General features: G+C 72.7%; 22 protein-coding genes and 2 pseudogenes. 19 read left to right on the top strand and 5 right to left on the bottom strand.

Annotation, left to right across the window (positions count from 1 at the left end; all coding sequences use genetic code 11):
• The 8 genes and pseudogenes from livG to AB0F10_RS35750 all read left to right on the top strand — a co-directional run.
• Positions 1–260: pseudogene (gene livG / locus AB0F10_RS35785) on the top strand (high-affinity branched-chain amino acid ABC transporter ATP-binding protein LivG); the annotation flags it as partial.
• Positions 257–946: an ABC transporter ATP-binding protein gene (locus AB0F10_RS35780; RefSeq protein ID WP_360635654.1), complete on the top strand. Its 690-nt coding sequence runs from the start codon at positions 257–259 to the stop codon at positions 944–946. The pseudogene livG and the gene AB0F10_RS35780, both read left to right, overlap by 4 nt.
• Positions 943–1,803, top strand: coding sequence for a branched-chain amino acid ABC transporter permease (locus tag AB0F10_RS35775; RefSeq protein ID WP_360635651.1), 861 nt, complete (start codon positions 943–945; stop codon positions 1,801–1,803). The genes AB0F10_RS35780 and AB0F10_RS35775 overlap by 4 nt, the downstream gene beginning before the upstream one ends.
• On the top strand, positions 1,800–2,768 hold the full coding sequence (locus AB0F10_RS35770; protein ID WP_360635648.1) for a branched-chain amino acid ABC transporter permease: 969 nt from the start codon (positions 1,800–1,802) through the stop codon (positions 2,766–2,768). Before AB0F10_RS35775 ends, AB0F10_RS35770 begins: the two co-directional genes overlap by 4 nt.
• Before the next feature lie 13 nt (positions 2,769–2,781).
• The gene (locus AB0F10_RS35765) at positions 2,782–3,693 is read left to right on the top strand and encodes an SDR family NAD(P)-dependent oxidoreductase (protein ID WP_360635645.1); all 912 of its coding nucleotides are present in this window, start codon (positions 2,782–2,784) and stop codon (positions 3,691–3,693) included.
• 1 nt (position 3,694) lies between these two features.
• The gene (locus AB0F10_RS35760; RefSeq protein WP_360635642.1) at positions 3,695–4,579 is read left to right on the top strand and encodes an amidohydrolase family protein; all 885 of its coding nucleotides are present in this window, start codon (positions 3,695–3,697) and stop codon (positions 4,577–4,579) included.
• On the top strand, positions 4,576–5,031 hold the full coding sequence (locus AB0F10_RS35755; protein ID WP_360635639.1) for a MaoC family dehydratase: 456 nt from the start codon (positions 4,576–4,578) through the stop codon (positions 5,029–5,031). The genes AB0F10_RS35760 and AB0F10_RS35755 overlap by 4 nt, the downstream gene beginning before the upstream one ends.
• Before the next feature lie 3 nt (positions 5,032–5,034).
• Positions 5,035–6,498 (top strand): long-chain fatty acid--CoA ligase, encoded by a 1,464-nt coding sequence (locus AB0F10_RS35750; RefSeq protein ID WP_360635636.1) that lies wholly within the window; start codon positions 5,035–5,037, stop codon positions 6,496–6,498.
• On the opposite strand, the gene AB0F10_RS35745 is transcribed toward AB0F10_RS35750, so the two are convergent.
• Positions 6,423–7,328 carry a zinc-binding dehydrogenase gene (locus AB0F10_RS35745; protein ID WP_360635633.1) on the bottom strand — a complete coding sequence of 302 codons (906 nt, stop codon included), beginning with the start codon at positions 7,326–7,328 and terminating at the stop codon, positions 6,423–6,425. The genes AB0F10_RS35750 and AB0F10_RS35745 overlap by 76 nt on opposite strands.
• Before the next feature lie 173 nt (positions 7,329–7,501).
• Here AB0F10_RS35745 and AB0F10_RS35740 point away from each other — a divergent pair, with 173 nt between their 5' ends.
• From AB0F10_RS35740 to AB0F10_RS35725, 4 genes are all read left to right on the top strand, one after another.
• Complete coding sequence (locus AB0F10_RS35740; protein ID WP_360635630.1) at positions 7,502–8,254, top strand: helix-turn-helix transcriptional regulator; 753 nt, start codon at positions 7,502–7,504, stop codon at positions 8,252–8,254.
• Between the two features lie 98 nt (positions 8,255–8,352).
• Positions 8,353–8,826, top strand: a complete 474-nt coding sequence (locus AB0F10_RS35735; protein ID WP_360635627.1) for a sigma-70 family RNA polymerase sigma factor — start codon at positions 8,353–8,355, stop codon at positions 8,824–8,826.
• Positions 8,823–9,029: a hypothetical protein gene (locus AB0F10_RS35730; protein WP_360635624.1), complete on the top strand. Its 207-nt coding sequence runs from the start codon at positions 8,823–8,825 to the stop codon at positions 9,027–9,029. Before AB0F10_RS35735 ends, AB0F10_RS35730 begins: the two co-directional genes overlap by 4 nt.
• Positions 9,030–9,084: 55 nt before the next feature.
• Positions 9,085–9,642, top strand: coding sequence for a dihydrofolate reductase family protein (locus AB0F10_RS35725; RefSeq protein ID WP_360635621.1), 558 nt, complete (start codon positions 9,085–9,087; stop codon positions 9,640–9,642).
• Here the strand turns inward: AB0F10_RS35725 and AB0F10_RS35720 are convergent.
• Complete coding sequence (locus AB0F10_RS35720) at positions 9,614–10,483, bottom strand: helix-turn-helix transcriptional regulator (RefSeq protein WP_360635618.1); 870 nt, start codon at positions 10,481–10,483, stop codon at positions 9,614–9,616. The two genes, AB0F10_RS35725 and AB0F10_RS35720, sit on opposite strands and share 29 nt — an antisense overlap.
• Before the next feature lie 133 nt (positions 10,484–10,616).
• Between AB0F10_RS35720 and AB0F10_RS35715 the strand changes: the two genes are divergently transcribed.
• Positions 10,617–11,522, top strand: coding sequence for an oxidoreductase (locus AB0F10_RS35715; protein ID WP_360635615.1), 906 nt, complete (start codon positions 10,617–10,619; stop codon positions 11,520–11,522).
• 2 nt (positions 11,523–11,524) lie between these two features.
• On the opposite strand, the gene AB0F10_RS35710 is transcribed toward AB0F10_RS35715, so the two are convergent.
• Positions 11,525–12,247: an SDR family oxidoreductase gene (locus AB0F10_RS35710; protein WP_360635612.1), complete on the bottom strand. Its 723-nt coding sequence runs from the start codon at positions 12,245–12,247 to the stop codon at positions 11,525–11,527.
• Positions 12,248–12,327: 80 nt separating this feature from the next.
• Here AB0F10_RS35710 and AB0F10_RS35705 point away from each other — a divergent pair, with 80 nt between their 5' ends.
• Positions 12,328–13,167: a LysR family transcriptional regulator gene (locus AB0F10_RS35705; RefSeq protein ID WP_360635609.1), complete on the top strand. Its 840-nt coding sequence runs from the start codon at positions 12,328–12,330 to the stop codon at positions 13,165–13,167.
• 92 nt (positions 13,168–13,259) lie between these two features.
• Entirely contained in the window at positions 13,260–14,987 is a 1,728-nt protein-coding gene (locus tag AB0F10_RS35700) for a M20/M25/M40 family metallo-hydrolase (protein WP_360635606.1), read from the top strand.
• An 83-nt stretch (positions 14,988–15,070) separates the two neighbouring features.
• Here AB0F10_RS35700 and AB0F10_RS35695 read toward each other — a convergent pair.
• Positions 15,071–15,163: pseudogene (locus AB0F10_RS35695) on the bottom strand (winged helix-turn-helix transcriptional regulator); the annotation flags it as partial.
• A 169-nt stretch (positions 15,164–15,332) separates the two neighbouring features.
• Here AB0F10_RS35695 and AB0F10_RS35690 point away from each other — a divergent pair.
• Positions 15,333–15,635, top strand: a complete 303-nt coding sequence (locus AB0F10_RS35690; RefSeq protein ID WP_360635603.1) for a hypothetical protein — start codon at positions 15,333–15,335, stop codon at positions 15,633–15,635.
• Here AB0F10_RS35690 and AB0F10_RS35685 read toward each other — a convergent pair.
• Positions 15,607–16,221, bottom strand: coding sequence for a GNAT family N-acetyltransferase (locus AB0F10_RS35685; RefSeq protein WP_360635600.1), 615 nt, complete (start codon positions 16,219–16,221; stop codon positions 15,607–15,609). The genes AB0F10_RS35690 and AB0F10_RS35685 overlap by 29 nt on opposite strands.
• A 72-nt stretch (positions 16,222–16,293) precedes the next feature.
• Here AB0F10_RS35685 and AB0F10_RS35680 point away from each other — a divergent pair, with 72 nt between their 5' ends.
• The 3 genes from AB0F10_RS35680 to AB0F10_RS35670 all read left to right on the top strand — a co-directional run.
• Positions 16,294–16,962, top strand: a complete 669-nt coding sequence (locus AB0F10_RS35680; protein WP_360635597.1) for a lytic transglycosylase domain-containing protein — start codon at positions 16,294–16,296, stop codon at positions 16,960–16,962.
• Between the two features lie 49 nt (positions 16,963–17,011).
• Positions 17,012–17,416 carry a PPOX class F420-dependent oxidoreductase gene (locus tag AB0F10_RS35675; RefSeq protein ID WP_360635595.1) on the top strand — a complete coding sequence of 135 codons (405 nt, stop codon included), beginning with the start codon at positions 17,012–17,014 and terminating at the stop codon, positions 17,414–17,416.
• Positions 17,417–17,479: 63 nt separating this feature from the next.
• On the top strand, positions 17,480–17,991 hold a 512-nt coding region (locus AB0F10_RS35670; protein ID WP_360635592.1), incomplete at its 3' end, for an SDR family NAD(P)-dependent oxidoreductase.

Genomic DNA, 17,991 nt, shown 5'->3' with positions numbered 1-17,991 from the left:
CCCGGCTGCTGCTGCTCGACGAGCCGGCCTCGGGCCTGCGGGCCGCCGAGCGCGAGCGGCTCGCGGTGCTGCTGACCGAGCTGCGCGCGGGCGGGCTGACCATGCTGCTGGTCGAGCACGACGTGGCGTTCGTGATGCGGCTGGCCGACCGGATCACCGTGCTCGACCTGGGCCGGGTGATCGCCGGCGGCAGCCCGGCCGAGGTCCGCGCCGACCCGCGGGTGGTCGACGCCTACCTCGGCGCCGGGAGTCCGGCGTGACCCCGGTGGTGCGGGCCAGCGGGCTGGTCGTGCGCTACGCCGGCGCCACCGCGCTCGACGGCGTCGACCTGAGCGTCGGCGCGGGCGAGCTGGTCGCGCTGATCGGTGCCAACGGCGCCGGCAAGACCACCCTGGTACGGGCGCTGTCCGGCCTGCTGCGCCCCGACGAGGGCCGGGTGACGTTGAGCGGCCGGCTGGCACAGGTGCCCGAGGGCCGGGAGGTCTTCGCCGGGCTCAGCGTCGACGACAACCTGCGCCTGGGCGGCTGGCGCAACGGCCGCCGGGGCCGCGACACCGGGGCGATCTACGAGCTGATGCCGGAGCTGGCCGGGCTCCGCCGCCGCGCGGCCGGCACGCTCTCCGGCGGCCAGCAGCAGATGGTGGCGATCGGCCGGGCGCTGATGGGCCGCCCGGACGTGCTCGTCGTCGACGAGCTCAGCCTCGGCCTGGCCCCGAAGGTCGTCGAGGTCCTGGCCGGCCACCTGCGCGCGCTGCACCGCGAGCGCGGCCTGGCCGTGCTGCTCATCGAGCAGAACGCCCGCCTGGCCCTGCGCCTGTGCGACCGCGGCTACGTGCTGGAGGCCGGCCGGGTCGCGCTGCACGGCGACGCGCGGACCCTGGCCGCCGACCCGCGGGTGGCGTCGGCCTATCTGGGCGGGCACGTCGCCGTCGACGAGCCGCGATGAGCGACCTGATCGGCTACCTGCTCACCGGGCTGGCCATCGGCGCCGGCTTCGCGCTGGTCGGCAGCGGCCTGGTGGTGATCTACCGGGTCACCCGGGTGGTCAACTTCGCGCAGGGCGCGTTCGCGGTGATCGCCGCGATGCTCACCTCGACGCTGCTGAGCGCCGGGTGGCCGCACGGCGTGGCCGAGCTGTCCGGCGTGCTCCTCGGCGCCGCGGCCGGCCTGGTCGCGGGCGTCGTGGCGATCGGCCGCCCCGGCACCGACCCGGGCAGCGCGCTGGTCGTCACGCTCGGGCTCGGCGTCCTCGCGTACGCGATCGAGATCGTCGTCTGGGGTGACCAGCCGCGGTCCTTCGCCGGGCTGCCGGGCGTCGCCGCGGTCGGCTCGACCCGCCTGCAGGCGCACTACCTGCTGATCCTCGCCGTCGCCGGGCCGCTGTTCGCCGCGATGGCGCTGTTCTTCGCCCGCACCGACCTGGGCAAGGCGCTCACCGCCTGCGCCCAGAACCCCTACGCGGCCCGGGTGGTCGGCATCGACGTGCGCCGGATGGGGCTGCTCGCGTTCGCGGTCGGCGGCCTGCTGGGCGGCCTGGCCGGCGTGCTCACCACGCCGGTGCAGCAGGTCACCTTCGACAGCGACGTGACGCTGCTGGTGAACGGCTTCGCCGCCGCGATCCTCGGCGGGCTGACCCGCCCGGCGGTCACCCTCGCCGGCGGCCTGCTGCTCGGCGTCGCGCAGACCCTCATCGCCGGCTACGGCGGCGGCGCCTTTCAGCTCGAGGTCGCCCTGCTGCTGATGCTCGCCGTGATGATCGTGCAGGCCGCCCGCGCCGGAACGCTGCGGGAGGCGACGTCATGAGGTCCTGGCCGGTGATCGCCGCCGCCGCGGTCACCCTGGCGTTGCCGCCGCTGCTGCCGCAGCGGCAGCTCTCCGTCTTCATCCTGCTCGGGCTGGCCGCGACGGTCACGGCCGGCGTCTCGCTGCTGATGGGGTACGCGGGGCAGGTGTCCCTCGGCCAGGCGGCGTTCTACGCCATCGGGGCGTACACCGCCGGGCTGACCGCCGTGCACGGCGTGCCGCCACTGGCCGGCCTGCTGGCCGCACCGGTCGTGGCGGCGCTGACCGCGGTGCTCCTCGGCGCACCGCTGCTGCGGCTGCGCGGCCACCACCTGGCCTTCGCCACGCTGGCCGTCCAGCTGATCCTGGTGTCCCTGCTGGGGCAGGGCACCTGGGCCGGCGGCGCGATCGGGCTGCAGGGCATCCCGCGGTTGTCGATCGGCGGCACCGAGCTGGGTTCCGACCTCGGCTACGCATACGTGGTCTGGGTCGTGCTCGCCGTGGTGCTGGTGGTCAGCCGCAACGTCGTCGCCTCGCGCGCCGGGCGGGGGCTGCGGGCGGCGGCGACCAGCGAGGTCGCGGCCGCCGCCGGTGGCGTGAGCGTCGGCGCGTACCGTCTCGCGGTCTTCGCGCTCTCCGCGGCCTTCGCCGGCCTGGCCGGCGGCGTCTACGCGTTCTATCTCGGCTACCTCGCGCCGGGCTCGTTCCCGCTGCTGCTGTCGATCGAGTTCCTGGTGATGGCGGTCGTCGGCGGGCTCGGCACGATCGCCGGCCCGGTGGTCGGCGCCACGGTGATCACCGTGCTGGTCCAGCTCCTGAACGAGCTGGGCACCCGGCCGGGCATGCCGAGCTACGCGCCGGGCGTGCTGTCCTACGCCGTGTACGCGCTGCTGCTCATCGCGGTCGTCCGCTACCTGCCCCGGGGCATCGTCCCCGCCGTGCGCGGGCGGCTCCGGCCACCGCTTCTGAAGCTCCGCGACAACTGAGGAGGGCAAACCGATGGATCTCAGCGGCAAGGTCGCCGTCGTCACCGGCAGCGGTCGTGGACTCGGCCTGGCGTACGCCCGGGCGCTCGCGGCGTCCGGCGCGGCGGTGGTGGTCAACGACGTGGACAAGACGGCCGTGGACGCGGCGGTCGCCGAGATCGCGGCGGCCGGCGGCCGTGCGACCGGCGTCACCGCGGCGGTCGGCCCGGCGGCGACCGCCGACCTGCTGGCCGACACCGCCGTACGCGAATTCGGCCGCCTCGACGTGCTCGTCACCAACGCCGGCATCCTGCGCGACCGGGTGCTGTGGAAGATGACCGACGACGACTTCGACGCGGTGATCGACGTGCACCTGCGCGGCACGTTCACCTGCGCGCGGGCCGCCGTCACCCGGATGCGCGCGCAGGGCGAGGGCGGCCGGCTGATCCTGATCTCGTCGCCGGCCGGGCAGCGCGGCAACTTCGGCCAGACCAACTACGCGGCGGCCAAGGCCGGCATCGCCGCGATGGCCCGCACCTGGGCCCTGGAGCTGGCCCGCTCCGGCATCACCGTCAACGCCGTCGTGCCGGTCGCCGCGACCGACATGACCAGGACGATCCCGGCGCTGGCGCCGGTCATCGACGAGGCCGAGCGGACCGGCTCGCCGCTGCCGGCCTGGCTGCGGCGCGACGAGGGGCTCGGCACGGTCGACGACGTCACCGGCCTGATCCTCTTCCTCGCCTCCGACGCGGGCGGCGACGTCACCGGTCAGGCCATCGGCATCGGGGGAGACCGGCTGGCGCTGTGGGCGCATCCGCGGGAGAAGGCGGTGGCCTTCGCCGACGGCGGCTGGAGCGCCGAGGCGATCGCCGGGCAGTGGCACGACGGCGTCGGCGCCCGGCCCGAGACGTACGGCATCCCGGCTCCGCAGGCACCGGGGGCGTGACGTGGACGTCGCCGGGCTCACCGCGATCGACGTGCACACCCATGCCGAGGTGGGCCGGGACGGGCACCGGTCGCTCAGCGACGAGCTGCTGGACGCCTCCGCGGCGTACTTCAAGGCGCACGGGCACCGGGCGCCGACGATCGACGAGACGGCCGCGCACTACCGCGAGCGGCGGATGGCCGCGGTCGTCTTCACCGTCGACGCCGAATACCTCACCGGCCATCCGCGCATCGGCAACGAGGAGGTCGCCGAGGGCTGCGCGGCCCACCCGGACGTGCTCATCCCGTTCGCCAGCATCGACCCGCACCGCGGCCGGGCCGGCGTCCGGGAGGCGCACCGGCTGGTCACCGGGCACGGCGTCCGGGGCTTCAAGTTCCATCCCGGCCTGCAGGGCTTCGCACCGGACGACCGGCTCGCCTACCCGCTCTACGAGGCGATCGAGGAGCTGGGCGTCCCGGCGCTGTTCCACACCGGACAGACCGGGATCGGCGCCGGAGTCCGCGGCGGGGGCGGCATCCGGCTGAAGTACTCGAACCCGCTGCTGGTCGACGACGTGGCCGCCGACTTCCCCGGCCTGCGCATCATCCTGGCCCATCCGTCGTTCCCGTGGCAGGACGAGGCGCTCGCTGTCGCCGTCCACAAGGAACACGTATACATAGACCTGTCCGGATGGTCGCCGAAATACTTCCCGCCGCAGCTGATCCGCTACGCCAACACCCTGCTCAAGGACAAGGTGCTGTTCGGCTCCGACTACCCGGTCCTGACGCCGGACCGCTGGCTCGCCGACTTCGCCACCATCGACATCAGGCCCGAGGTCCGCCCGCGCATCCTCAAGCACAACGCGGCCCGGCTCCTCGGCCTCGACAACGAAGGGGACCACACATGATCACCGTCAACGGCCTCGAGGAACTGAAGGCGCTGGCCGGTCGCGACCTCGGGCACAGCGGCTGGCTCGAGATCACCCAGATGCGGGTCGACGCCTTCGCCGGCGCCACCGGCGACCATCAGTGGATCCACGTCGACCAGGAGCGCGCCGCGGCGGGCCCGTTCGGCGGCACCATCGCGCACGGCTACCTCACCCTGTCGCTGGTCATCCCGCTCTTCGGCGAGTTGCTCGACGTCCGGGGCGTCAAGATGGGCGTCAACTACGGCCTGGAGAAGGTGCGGTTCCCGGCGCCGGTCCGGGTCGGCTCCAAGATCCGCCTGGCGGCCGTCGTCGTGGAGACCGCCGACGTGCCCGGCAACGGCGTGCAGACGACGCTCGACTTCACCGTCGAGATCGACGGCTCGGCCAAGCCGGCCTGCGTCGCCCGGCCCATCTACCGGCACTACGCCTGAGCCGTGAACGCGGGACTCGGCGGATGGCCGGCCCGGCGGGCGGCCATCTCACCGCACCGGGTCGCCCTGGTCTTCGGCGAACGCCTGACCACGTACGCCGAACTGCACCGGCGGGTGACCCGGCTCGCCGCGCGCCTGCGTACGGCCGGGGTCGGCCGCGGCGACCGGGTCGCCTACCTGGGGCCGAATCATCCGGCCTTCGTCGAGACGATGTTCGCGACCCACCTGCTCGGCGGCGTCTTCGTCCCGCTGAACTTCCGGCTCACCGCCCCCGAGGTCGGCTACCTGCTCGACCACTGCGGCGCCGCCGTGCTGATCCGGTCGCCGGAGTGCGCCGCGGCCGCCGCGCCCACCACGGTCGACCTGGCCGGCTATGACGCGTGGCTCGCCGAGGGTCCGGAGCGGGAGGTCGACGCCGAGGTCGCCGCGGACGACCCGGCCTTCATCCTCTACACCTCGGGCACAACCGGCCGGCCCAAGGGCGCCGTGCTCACCCACGCCAACGTCATCTGGAACTGCTACAACCTGCTCGTCGGCGTGGACGTCGGCGGCGACGAGGTCACCCTGATCGGCGCGCCGCTGTTCCACGTCGCCGCGCTCAACCAGTGCCTGCTGCCCACCGTCCTCAAGGGCGGCCGCAGCGTGATCATGCCGGCCTGGGACGTCGAGCGGTGCTTCGACCTGATCGCCGAGCACGGCGTCACCTGGATGTTCGGCGTGCCCGCCATGTTCGCCGGGCTGGCGGCCTCGCCGCGCTGGGCCGGCGCCGATCTCTCGTCGGTGCGCAACCTGATGGCCGGCGGAGCGCCGGTGCCGGCCGCGCTCATCCACTCCTATCTGGGGCGCGGCCTGCGCTTCTGCCAGGGCTACGGCATGACCGAGACCGCTCCCGGAGCGACCTTCCTCGAGGCGCCGGAGAGCGCCGGGCACGTCGGGTCGGCCGGCCTGCCGGTCTTCTTCACCGACGTCCGCTGCGTGCGCCCCGACCTGACCGACGCCGCTCCCGGCGAGCCCGGCGAGGTCGTCATCCGGGGCCCGAACGTGACGCCCGGCTACTGGAACGACCCGTCGGCCACCGCGGACGCCTTCACCCCGGACGGCTGGTTCCGCTCGGGCGACATCGCGGCCGTCGATGAGGCCGGGCACTACCGCCTGCTCGACCGGCTCAAGGACATGTACATCTCCGGCGGCGAGAACGTCTATCCCGCCGAGGTCGAGGCGGCGCTGTTCGAGCACCCGTCGATCGCCGAGGCGGCGGTGATCGGCGTGCCGGACGACCGTTGGGGAGAGGTCGGCCGGGCCTTCGTGGTGCCGGCGCCCGGCCGGGTGGCCCGCCCGGACGAACTCCGCGCCTACCTGGCCGGGCGCCTGGCCAGGTACAAGATCCCCGCCTACTTCGAGGTGGTCACCGACCTGCCGCGCACCGGATCCGGCAAGGTGCGCAAGGCGGCCCTGCGCACCCGGTGATCGGGGCCGATGCACAGGACAACCTTGCCGGTGGCCCGGTCGGCCTCCATGTACCGGTGGGCCGCGGCGATGTCGTCGAGGTCGAAGACCCGGTCCACGTTGGGCCGGTAGACGCCGGCCTCGACGTTGCGGACGACCCGCTGGAGCGCGTCTGTGTCGCCCTTGGCGTCGTCGCTGTGGAAGGCGGTGAGCCGGGCACCGGACGGGATCATCGCGATCGGCTCGAAGTCCCGGACGAGCCATCCGCTCAGAGAGCCCGCCACGCAGACGGTCCCGCCCCGGCCGGCCAGGCGCAGCGAGTCGACGACGGTGTCCGCCCCGACGAGATCCAGCACGTGACCCGGCCCCTCGGACCACGGCAGGCGCAGCGGGCCACCCTCATCGAGGACGACATGGCCGACGCCGGCCGCGCGCAGGGCGCCGGCCTTCTCCGGGCGCCGGGTGGTGGCCGCGACCTCGACGCCGTGGCCGCGCGCGATCGACGCGGCGGCCATGCCCACCGACGAGGTGCCGCCACGGATCAGCAACCGCCCGCCCGGGCGGATACCCAGCGCGTCGAGGGCGCCCTGCGCGGTCAGGTAGGTCTCCGGCAGCGCCGCCAGCGTCCGCCAGGGCAGCGTGGTGTCCACCGGCATGAGCAGCGCGTTGGGCAGCAGCGCGTACTCGGCGTGGCCGCCGTCGAACGCCCGGCCCATCTCGCCCATCACCGCCGCGACGGTCGTGCCCTCCGGCAGCGCCGGATCGGTCGAGCCCGCCACGACGCCGGCACATTCGATGCCCAGCACCCGCGGAAACCGCACGCCCGGCGAATGCCCCTGACGGGTACGCAACTCCGAACGGTTGAGGCCCGCCGCCATCACCCGCACCAGGCGGCAGTTCGCGGATCTCCAGGACCTCGGGGCCGCCGGCCCGCACACAGACCGCCGCCCGCATCGTCTTCGTTCCCATGCCATGAACTGTCGGCCGAGCGCCGCACGGCGGCCCACCGATAAAATGCCAAGCTATGCCGCTAGCCCGCCAATCCCGGATCTGGCCATCGGGCGGGGTGCACCTCTGGCCGGCGGGCGCCACCAGCGAGGCGCATTCCCACCCCCGCGGACACCTGGTCTACGCGGTCAGCGGCGTCCTGTCCGTGCACACCGAGCGCGGCACCTGGATCGTCCCGGGCAACCGGATCGCCTGGATACCGGCCGGGTCCACACACCACCACCGCGCGCACGGCGACACCGACATGCGCATCGTCTTCCTGCCGGCCTCCCTTGCGCGGCTCGCCCCCGCCCGCCCCGCGGTGTTCGGCGCCTCGGGCCTCGCCCGCGAGGTCATCCTCGCCCTCACCGGCACCCGGCATTTCGACCGCGGCGCCCGGACCCGCCTGCACCGGGTCCTGGCCGACGAGCTACGCCAGGCGCCCGAGCAGCCCCTGCACCTGCCCGAACCGCGCGACGACCGGCTGCGTGCCGTCGCCCGCATCCTGGCCGACAACCCCGCCGACACCAGCACGCTTGCCGCGCTCGGCCGGCGGGCCGGGGCCGGCGCCCGCACACTCAGCCGCCTCTTCCACGACGAGCTCGGCATGACCTTCTACGAGTGGCGCACCCAGTTGCGCATCTGTCACGCGCTCGTCCTGCTCGCCGAGGGCCACGACACCACCCGGGTCGCCCACGCCTGCGGGTGGGCGAACCCCAGCAGTTTCATCGCCGTCTTCACCACGGTCCTCGGCACCACCCCGGGCCGCCATCGCCGGCGCCTGTACTGACACGCCGCGCGCCCCGCGGCCGCTCCAAGGTATGGACGGTGACGGCCCGCCAATCGCGCGCCGATGACGGGTTCGCCATCGTAGGCCAGGATGTGAGCGTGGAGTTCGAGTCCTATCGCGGTGAGCTGATCGCCTACTGCTACCGGATGCTGGGCTCGTTCCACGAGGCGGAGGACCTGGTCCAGGAGACGATGCTGCGGGCCTGGAAGGCACGCGACCGCTACGACCCCGCCCGCGCGTCGGTGCGGACCTGGCTGTACCGCATCGCCACCAACGCGTGCCTGACCGCCCTCGACGGTGGCCGCCGCCGGCCGCTGCCCTCGGGCCTGGGCGCGCCGAGCCGCGATCCCGGTGCGCCGCTCGCGCCGGCGCCGGACATCGCCTGGCTGCAGCCGTTTCCGGACGCACGGTTCGATGTCGACTCGCGGACGGACCTGCGGCTGGCGCTGGTGGCGGCGATGCAGACGCTGCCGGCGCGGCAGCGGGCCGTGCTCCTGCTCCGCGAGGTGTTGCAGTTCAGCGCCGCCGAGGTCGCGGCCCAGCTCGAGACCACGGTCCCGGCTGGGCGATGACGCGGCTCACCGCGAACCGGCAGCCGGCGCTCGCCGCCTACGCCCCGGAGCCCGGCGGCGGGCACCGGCTGCACTCCCTGCAGGTCCTCACCGTCACCGGCGGCCTGGTCGCGCACAACGTCGTGTTCGCCGACCCGGCCGAGTTCGCGGCGTTCGGCCTGCCCGCGGGGATCCCCGCCGAGGAGTTGCGCGGGAGGCGATGAGTTCGGCCGGTGCCGCCGGTATGTACCGGTGACCATCGCGCGAAGGGACCTCATCGTGAGCGTCATCGTCATTCAGTTCATCACCCTGGACGGGATCGTCTCGGATCCGGACGGCTCAGGGGGCACACCGGCGGGCGGCTGGATGTTCCGGCACGGCCCCGAGACCGTCGCCGGGGACAAGTTCCAGCTCGGCGCCACGCTGGACGACGGCGTGCTGCTGCTGGGCCGCGCCACCTGGCAGCTGTTCTCCCGGCTCTGGCCGGCCCGCGACGACCCGTTCTCGGCGCGGATGAACGCCGTGCCCAAGCTGGTCGCCTCGCGGGAAGGCTGCGACGTCTCGGCGTGGGCCAACTCGTCGCTCGTCGACGGCGACCTCGCCGACGCGGTCCGGCGGCAGCGGCGCGACGTCGTCGTCGCGGGCAGCCTGAGCATCGTGGACACGCTGGCGGCCGCGGACCTCATCGACGAGTACCGGCTGCTGACCTTCCCCACCGTGCTCGGCGCCGGACGGCGGCTGTTCCCGGCGGCCGCCAAGCCCCTGCACCTGGAGACCCTGTCGTCGCAGCGGTCCGGCGCCGCCGTCCTCACCCGGTACGGCCGGGGACAGCGGTGACGGCCCGCCTCCTCGCCAGGAGCCGCAGCCGGTCCGCGTCGGCGCTGCCGGGCTCGGCGGTGAAGACCAGCAGGACCGGGCCGGGGTTGCCGGGCAGCGGATACGTGTCCCAATCCAGGACGATGTCGCCGACCTCGGGCACCCGGAAGGTCTTGGTGCCGCTCACCGACTCGCGCACGTCGTGCCGGGCCCACAGCCGCCGGAATTCGGCGCTGCGGATGCTCAGCTCGCCGACGATTGCGGTGGCGCGGGGATGGGCAGGGTCGGTGGCGACGGCGGCGCGCATCATGCCGATGTAGTCCAGGGCCTGCCGCTCCCAGTCCGGGCAGCTCCGTTCGCCGGTCAGCGTGTCGTCGAACAACAGCAGGAGCATGTTGAGCCGCTCGGGCTGGTGGGCACCCGGGTCGCCGAGCAGCGCCCGCGCCATCGGATTGCCGGCGAGCAGGTCCAGGTGCCGACCGAGCACGACCGCCGGGGTGTCCAGCACCCGCAGCAGCCGCCGGGTGCCCTCCGGCACCCGCTCCGGCAGGTGGTGCACCCGGGCGGGCACCGGCCGGCGGGCGGCGCGGGCCAGATTGAACAGGTGCCGGCGTTCCTCGTCGTCGAGGCCGAGCGCGCCGGCGATCGCGTCCAGGACGTCGTCGGACGGGCGTACCTCCCGGCCCTGCTCCATCCGCTGGTAGTAGTCGGTGCTCAGCCCGGCCAGCAGGGCGAGCTCCTCGCGGCGCAGCCCGGTGACCTTGCGCCGGCCGCCCGGCTCCAGGCCGACGTCCCGCGGGCTCAGCCTGCTGCGCCGGGCGCGCAGGAAGTCGCCGAGCTCACGCGCGTACGGATGGGTCATGCCGCAAGTGTGCCGCGCGGCCGGGGTCCCAGGGTAGGTCCCGCGGACCCGGGCAAGCGGGAACGACCGAACCGGCCCGCGTCGCTCCTAACGTCGTCGCTCTGGCACACCGACACACCTCCAGGAGCAGCAGATGACCGAATGGACCGCTGACCGCATCCCCGGCCAGCACGGCCGGATCGCCGTCGTGACCGGTGCGAACTCGGGCCTCGGCCTGGTCACCGCGACCGAGCTGGCCCGCCACGGCGCCCGCGTCGTGCTCGCGGTGCGCGACACCGCCGCCGGCGGGCGGGCCGCCCGCCGGATCGGCGGCGACGTCGAGGTGCGCGAGCTCGACCTGGCCTCCCTCGATTCGGTACGCGGCTTCGCCGCGAAGCTGGCCGCCGACCACCCGGCGATCGACCTGCTGGTCAACAACGCCGGCGTGGCCCTGCTCGGCCCGCGCCGCATCTCGGCCGACGGCTTCGAGCTGCAGTTCGGCACGAACATGTTGGGGCACTTCGCGCTGACCGGCCTGCTGCTCGGCAACCTGGCCGCGGTACCGGAGGCCCGGGTGGTCAGCCTCAGCTCGATCACCCACCGCAACGCGCACCTGGACTTCGACGACCTGATGTTCGAGCGCGGCTACCGGGCGGCTTCCGCGTACGGCCGGTCCAAGCTCGCCACCACGATCTTCGGAATCGAACTCGATCGGCGCCTGCGCGCGGCCGGCTCGCCGATCGTCAGCGCGCTGGCCCACCCCGGTCTCACCCGTACCAACCTGACACCGCGTGCCTGGGAGGACCGCGGCCGGCTCGGCCGGCTGATCGCGTCGGCCGGCCTGCTGGTCACCCAGCCGGTGGAGCAGGGCGCGCTGCCGCAGCTTCGCGCCGCCACCGAGCCCGGCGTGCGCGGCGGCCAGTTCTTCGGCCCGGCCCGGCTGTGGGAGACGCGGGGCCGGGTCGTCGAGGCCCGGCTCGGCCGGGAGGCCGCCGATCCGGCCGTCGGCAGGCGCCTCTGGGCGGCGGCCGAGGAGCTGACCGGCGTCGGCTACCGCTGATCTCACCAGGGGATCGGGCCCGCGTCGTCGAAGAAGCCGCCGGTCGGGCCGTCGCCGGGCAGGGTGGCGAGCCGGATCGCGATCGCCGCGCCCTGCTGCGGCGTGCGCACGCCCCGGAAGTTGTTGAGGTCGGTCGCGGTGAAGCCCGGGCAGCCCAGGTTGATCAGGATGTTCGTGTCGGCCAGCTGCTTGGCGTACTGGACCGTGACGGCGTTGAGGAACGTCTTCGACGGTGAGTAGGCCACCGAGATCGGCCCGGTCTCGCCGGCCGGGTCGGTCTGCCGGGCCAGCGAGCCGACGGTGCTGGACATGTTCACGATCCGGGGCGCGGCCGAGCGGCGCAGCAGCGGCAGCATCGCGTTGGTGACCCGGATGACGCCGATCACGTTGGTCTCCACCGCCCGCCGCACGGCGTCCAGGTCGGCACCGATCGGATCCTGCGGCATGCCACCGGTCACGCCCGCGTTGTTGACCAGGACGTCCAGCCCGCCGCGCCCCTCCAGCAGCCGCGCCGCGGCCGCCACGCTCGCGTCGTCGGTGACGTCGAGCGGCACGCCGAACGCGTCCGCGCCGCCCGCGCGCAGCTTCTCCACGGCCGTCTCCCGGCGCTGACCGTCGCGGGCGCCGACCCCGACGCTCCAGCCGAGCGCGCCCAGGCCCGCCGCGATCTCGTACCCGATTCCCTTGTTCGCGCCGGTGACCAGCGCGATTGTCCGTTCGCTCATGAGGAGATCCTGACCGGACCGGGCGGCGGCCTCCAACACCGTCTGGGTGGGCGGCGATACCCGGCGGGTATCGTCGCGGCATGGAGACTCGGGAGCTGCGCTATTTCGTCGCCGTCGCCGAGGAGCTGCACTTCGGACGGGCGGCGGACCGGCTCGGCATCGCCCAGCCGCCGCTGTCGCGGGCGATCCAGCGGCTCGAACGGCGGCTCGGGGTGACGCTGCTGGAGCGTACGAGCCGCTCGGTCGCGCTGACCGAGGCCGGATCGGTGCTGCTGCGCGAGGGCCGGGCCGCGCTCGACGCGGTGGACGCCGCCGGTCGCCGCACCCGCCGCGCCGGGACCGGCCGGCCGGGCCTGGTCCTGGCCGCCAAGGCCGGCGCGTCCAGCGAGCTGCTGACCAAACTGCTCGACGCGTACGCCGCGGAGCCCGGCGCCGTCGACGTCGAGGTGATGCTGTGCGGCATCGCCCAGCAGGAACGGCTGCTGCGTGACGGCCGGGCCGACGTGGCGCTGCTGCACCGGCCGTACGACTCGACGACGGGACTCGACACCGAGGACCTGCGTACCGAGAGCCAGGTCGCGCTCCTGCCGGCCGGGCACCCGTTCAGCACCCGCGCCGAGCTGCGGATGGCCGAGGTGGTCGCGCTGCCCGGCCTGCCGATGCCGCGCTGGCCTGGCCCGGACGGCGGCTACCCCGACGGGCCCGGCCCGGAGGTGCGCGACCACACCCAGTTGCTTCAGCTGATCGCGCTCGGCCGGGCCACCGCGGTCCTGCCGGAGTCGTGCCGGGTGCACCTGAGCTCCGACCTCGCCGCCGTGCCGGTCGCGGACGCGCCGCCGGTGACCACCGTCATCGCGTGGCCGCCGCAGAGCCGCTCCCGCCCGCTCGCCGACCTGGTGCGCACCGCGACCCGCCTATAAAAATATAGGTGTTTCGATATCTTGTGCCTGGTGGCACCTTCCTGTTCTCCTACGGCCAGCCGTGATTCGGCCTCGACCATAGGAGCTCCCACATGAGACTCAGAACGGTGACGGCAGGACCTGCCCTAGCTGTTTTCGCCGCGGCGACGCTTGCGCTGAGCGCGCAGCCGGCGGCGGCCTCGCCGGCTTTCAGCCCTTCCCTGTTGGCCGCTCCGCCCGTTGTCGATGTCAACAACGTCAACGCCCACCTGCAACAGCTGCAGAACTTCGCCACCAGCAACGGCGGAAACCGGGCCACCGGAACGGCGGGCCACACCGCGACGACGACGTATCTGCAGCAGAAGCTGCAGGCGGCCGGCTTCACCGTCACCGTGCAGACCTGCACCACGTGCAGCGGCTCCGCGAAGAACGTCATCGCCGACTGGCCGGGCGGCAACACCAGCAACACCTACATGTTCGGGGCACACTCCGACGGCGTGTCGGCCGGGCCGGGCATCAACGACGACGGCTCCGGCACGGCCTCGCTGCTCGAGGCCGCGCTGCAGCTGGCCGCGAACAACCCGACCATGACCAACCACCTCCGGTTCGGCTGGTGGGCCGGCGAGGAGCAGGGGCTGATCGGCTCCAAGTTCTACGTCAACTCGCTGACCTCGGCCCAGAAGGCCGCGATCAAGGCGTACGGCACCTTCGACATGGTCGCCTCCACCAACGGCGGCTACTTCGTGAGCGGCACCGACGCGGTCGCGGTGAAGCTGCGTGAGTACTTCACCTCGATCAGCGTGCCCACCGAGACGTCGACCGAGTGCTGCAGCGACGACGGCTCGTTCCGCGACGCCGGCATCCCGGCGTCGATCAACTCCACCGGGGCCAGCTACACGAAGACCAGCGCCCAGGTGACCAAGTGGGGCGGCACCGCCGGGAAGGCGTACGACTCCTGCTACCACAAGGCCTGCGACTCCTACCCGTCGAACATCAACGGCACCTCCCTGGGCCGCTGGGCCAACGCCGAGGAGTACGCCCTCTGGACCCTCACCACCGCCACCTCGACGGCGAATGACTTCTCGGTGTCGCTGAGCCCGAGCGCGGGCGCGGTGAACCCGGGCTCCTCGACCACGTCCACAGTGAACACCGCCACCACCTCGGGCAGCGCGCAGACCGTCGCGCTGACGAGTTCCGGTGCTCCCGCCGGCGTCTCGGTGAGCTTCAGCCCGGCGTCGGTCACCTCCGGCGGATCGTCGACGATGACCGTCGCGACCACCGCGGCCGCCGCGCCCGGCTCATACACCATCACGGTGACGGGGGCGGGCTCCGCCAGCCACAGCGCCTCCTACACGCTGACCGTCAACGGGACCGGCGGCGGGTGCACCGGAGCCGGCCAGAAGCTCGGAAATCCGGGCTTCGAAACCGCGACGACGCCGTGGACCGCCTCGTCCGGGGTCATCGGCGCGAACACCGGCGAGGGATCGCCGCGGACCGGCACCCGCGACGCGTGGCTCGACGGCTACGGTTCGGCACACACCGACACCCTGTCCCAGTCGGTGACCGTTCCCGCCGGTTGCAGCGCCTACACGCTGTCGTTCTACCTGAAGATCAGCACTGCGGAGACGACCACCACCAGCCAGTACGACAAGCTGACCGTGCAGGTCGGCACCACCACGCTGCAGGTGTTCTCCAATCTCAACGCGGGCGCGTACACGCTGCGCTCGTACAACCTGGCCGCCTTCGCCGGGCAGACCGTGACCCTCAAGTTCACCGGGGTCGAGGACTCCTCGCAGAAGACGTCGTTCGTCATCGACGACACCGCGCTCACCGTCAGCTGAAGCAACCGGCCGATGCCGCAGGGGGCGCACCCTGCGGCATCGGGCCGGCCCTCGAGGCACGAGGTACGGCGCCGGTCCCGCTCCATCTGCCGCAGCCGCTGGGTGAGGACCTTCGGCGTGATGGTGGTGATGCGGCGCTGCAACTCGACGAACCTCAGCCGCTCGGACCGGTTCAGCGTCCAGAGGATCGGCGTGTGTGCGGCCGGCTTTTCGGTTCAACACACCTGCCACGTTTCAGCTTGATCAGTATTGATTGTTCAGTGCTCCGGCGTCGTGCCGGACAACTCCCGGGCCGGTAGGTCTTGAGGCGGTCCGATATCGATCGAACGCGGGAGCAGGAGCACCATGTTCATAGCGAAGTGGATAACCAGGTCCGTTCCAGGACGCAAGGCATTGGCCCGTGCCGCGGTGGTCGCCGCCGCCATCGGCACCACCCTGTTCGCCTTCACGTCGGCGAGCCGGGCCGACGGCAGCTACTTCGACTGGTGCTCGAAGGCGAACACCTCGTGCCAGACCGGAGTGGTGGCGGGCGACCCGTGGAACTTCGACAAGTGCGTGCAGGACACCACGCACCTGACGACGGTCTGCGTCGTCTACGACGGCGACCCGCCCCGTGGGGTCAGGGCAAGGGGATCACGTAGTGGATGAAGCCACGGTTCTCGGCGACCTTGTCGTAGAGGCGCCGGGCGACGTGGTTGTCCTGCTTGGTGTGCCAGTACAGCCGATCGCAGCCGTGGGTCACCGCCCATTGTTCGACCGTCTTGATGAGTTGACGGGCGACGCCCTTACCGCGTGCCGACGGGGCTGTGTAAAGGTCCTGCAGGTAGCAGACGTCGGCGGACGTCGTGCTGGCATGGGTCAGGTAATGCGCGATGCCGACGACCTGCCCGTCGATTCTCGCCGCGAGCCCGTGCAGGACGATGTCCTTCCGAATTTCCCGCCACGCCCGGATCATGTCCGGTTCCGGCAGGACCCGCTCGTAGAAGGCGTTGTATCCGCGGAACAACTCCTCCCAGGCCGGACGATCCTCTGCAGTGAGCGGCCCGACGGTGACGAGGTGCGTGCTCATGCGGAGAATTCCCGGCATGAGGCCGAACCGATTCCGTTCGGCGACGGCGTAGCGATCACCTGCGCGAGCATAGACCACCGTCGCAGGCCCGGGCCGGTGTGAATTCTTCGTCTTCCGCGCGGTGGTGTGAATCATGTGTGGCTCGCCGAGGATGTCGCCGGCCATGATCCGCGGCGCGCCGCTACGATCCCCCGGTGCGGTGCAACCGCTAGTTGCCCCCGGCGAAGGGAATGCCTCGTGAGTCGGCTCTGGTGCCGGGTCGGAGTTCGTGCCGCGTCCGTCGGCCTGCTCGTCGCGGGCGCGGCCGGCGGGATCTACCTCGGGCAGGACACGCGGGAGACGCCGGGCGGGCAGGTCCGGGTGCTGACCGAGGCCGACGACATGCAGTTGCTGAAGGCGCGGCAGAACGCCCACGTCGCCGCGCGGGCGTGGCAGCGCCGGGCGGAGGACGACGCCGCCGGCCGGGCCGCCGCCGAGGCGAAGACCGCGGCCGCCCGGGCGCACGCCCTGGAGCGGGCGTGGAAGGACAAGAAGGCCGCGGACAAGGCGAAGGCGTCCGGCGCGACGGTCCCGTACAACGGGCCGATCCCGAAATCCTGCAAGGAGTACACCGGGAACCGGGCCACCGGATGCGCGCTGATGCTCGAGGCGGGCTTCGGCATCGCCGAGTTCCCCTGCCTGAACAACCTGTTCAACAAGGAGAGCGGCTGGAACCACCGGGCCGCCAACCCGAGCGGCGCCTACGGCATCCCGCAGGCCTTCCCGGGCAGCAAGATGGCCTCGGTCGCGGACGACTGGAAGACCAATCCGGCGACCCAGATCAAGTGGGGCCTCGGCTACGTGCGGGGCAAGTACCAGACACCCTGCGGCGCCTGGTCGCATTGGCAGTCCGCGCACTCGTATTGAGGCCCGGCCACTCAGCTTTCGAAATACCGACCATTCACCTGGAGATGACATGACGACGGCGGCCGAGATCATCCCGGACGATGCCCGCGACCTGCTGGAACGCCCACTGCTGGCGAACCTCGCGACCGTTCGCGAGGACGGCAGCCCGCAGGTCAACCCGATGTGGTTCGCCTGGGACGGCGAGTTCATCCGGTTCACCCACACGAATTTCCGGCGCAAGTTCCGCAACATCACGGCGAACCCGGCCGTGTCGATCTCGATCGTCGACCCCGACGACCCGTATCGCTACATCGAGGTGCGCGGGACCGTCGAGCGCATCGATCCGGACCCCACCGGCGCCTTCTTCGTCGAACTCGCCGAGCGTTACCGGGCGCCGTTCGGCACGGCGGCGCCGAAGGACGCGCCGGACCGGGTCATCTTCGTCGTGCGACCGACGTCCGTCGGCAAGCGCTGAGCCACCCCAGTAGCCTATGTAACCTGTAGGAGATATGGTGCTTCCCGATCGAGGGAGGCGTCGATGGATCTGCAACTCGCCGGCAAGCGGGCCCTGGTGACCGGGGGCAGCCGCGGTATCGGACTACGGATCGCGCGGGCACTGCTCGCCGAGGGTGCCCACGTGGCCATCGCCGCGCGGGACGGCGAACGGCTGGCCAAAGCCGCCGCCGAGCTTTCCGGGCTGGGGCACCCGGGGACGGTGGTCACCGTCCAGGTCGACACCGGCGACGACGAGTCCGTCCGCGCGGCCGTGCGGACCGTGCGCGACCGGCTCGGCGGCATCGACATCCTGGTCAACAACGCCGCCGTTCCCGGCGGCGGCCCGGGCGGCCCGGTGAGCCCGTCGCAGACCACCGACCGGCAGTTCACCGACGCGGTCAACGTCAAGGTCGTGGGATATCTGCGCACCGCGCGTGCCGTCGTGCCGGACATGATCGCCCAGGGCTGGGGGCGGATCATCAACATCTCCGGCCTGGCCGCCCGCTTCGGCGGCGACTTCGTCGCGACCGCCCGCAACATCGGGGTGGCCGCGCT

This window comes from Actinoplanes sp. NPDC026623, assembly GCF_040638275.1.
In the GTDB taxonomy this organism is placed as follows: domain Bacteria; phylum Actinomycetota; class Actinomycetes; order Mycobacteriales; family Micromonosporaceae; genus Actinoplanes.
The sequence above is the reverse complement of the archived record's forward strand: the minus strand, read 5'-3'. Positions and strand labels throughout refer to the sequence as shown.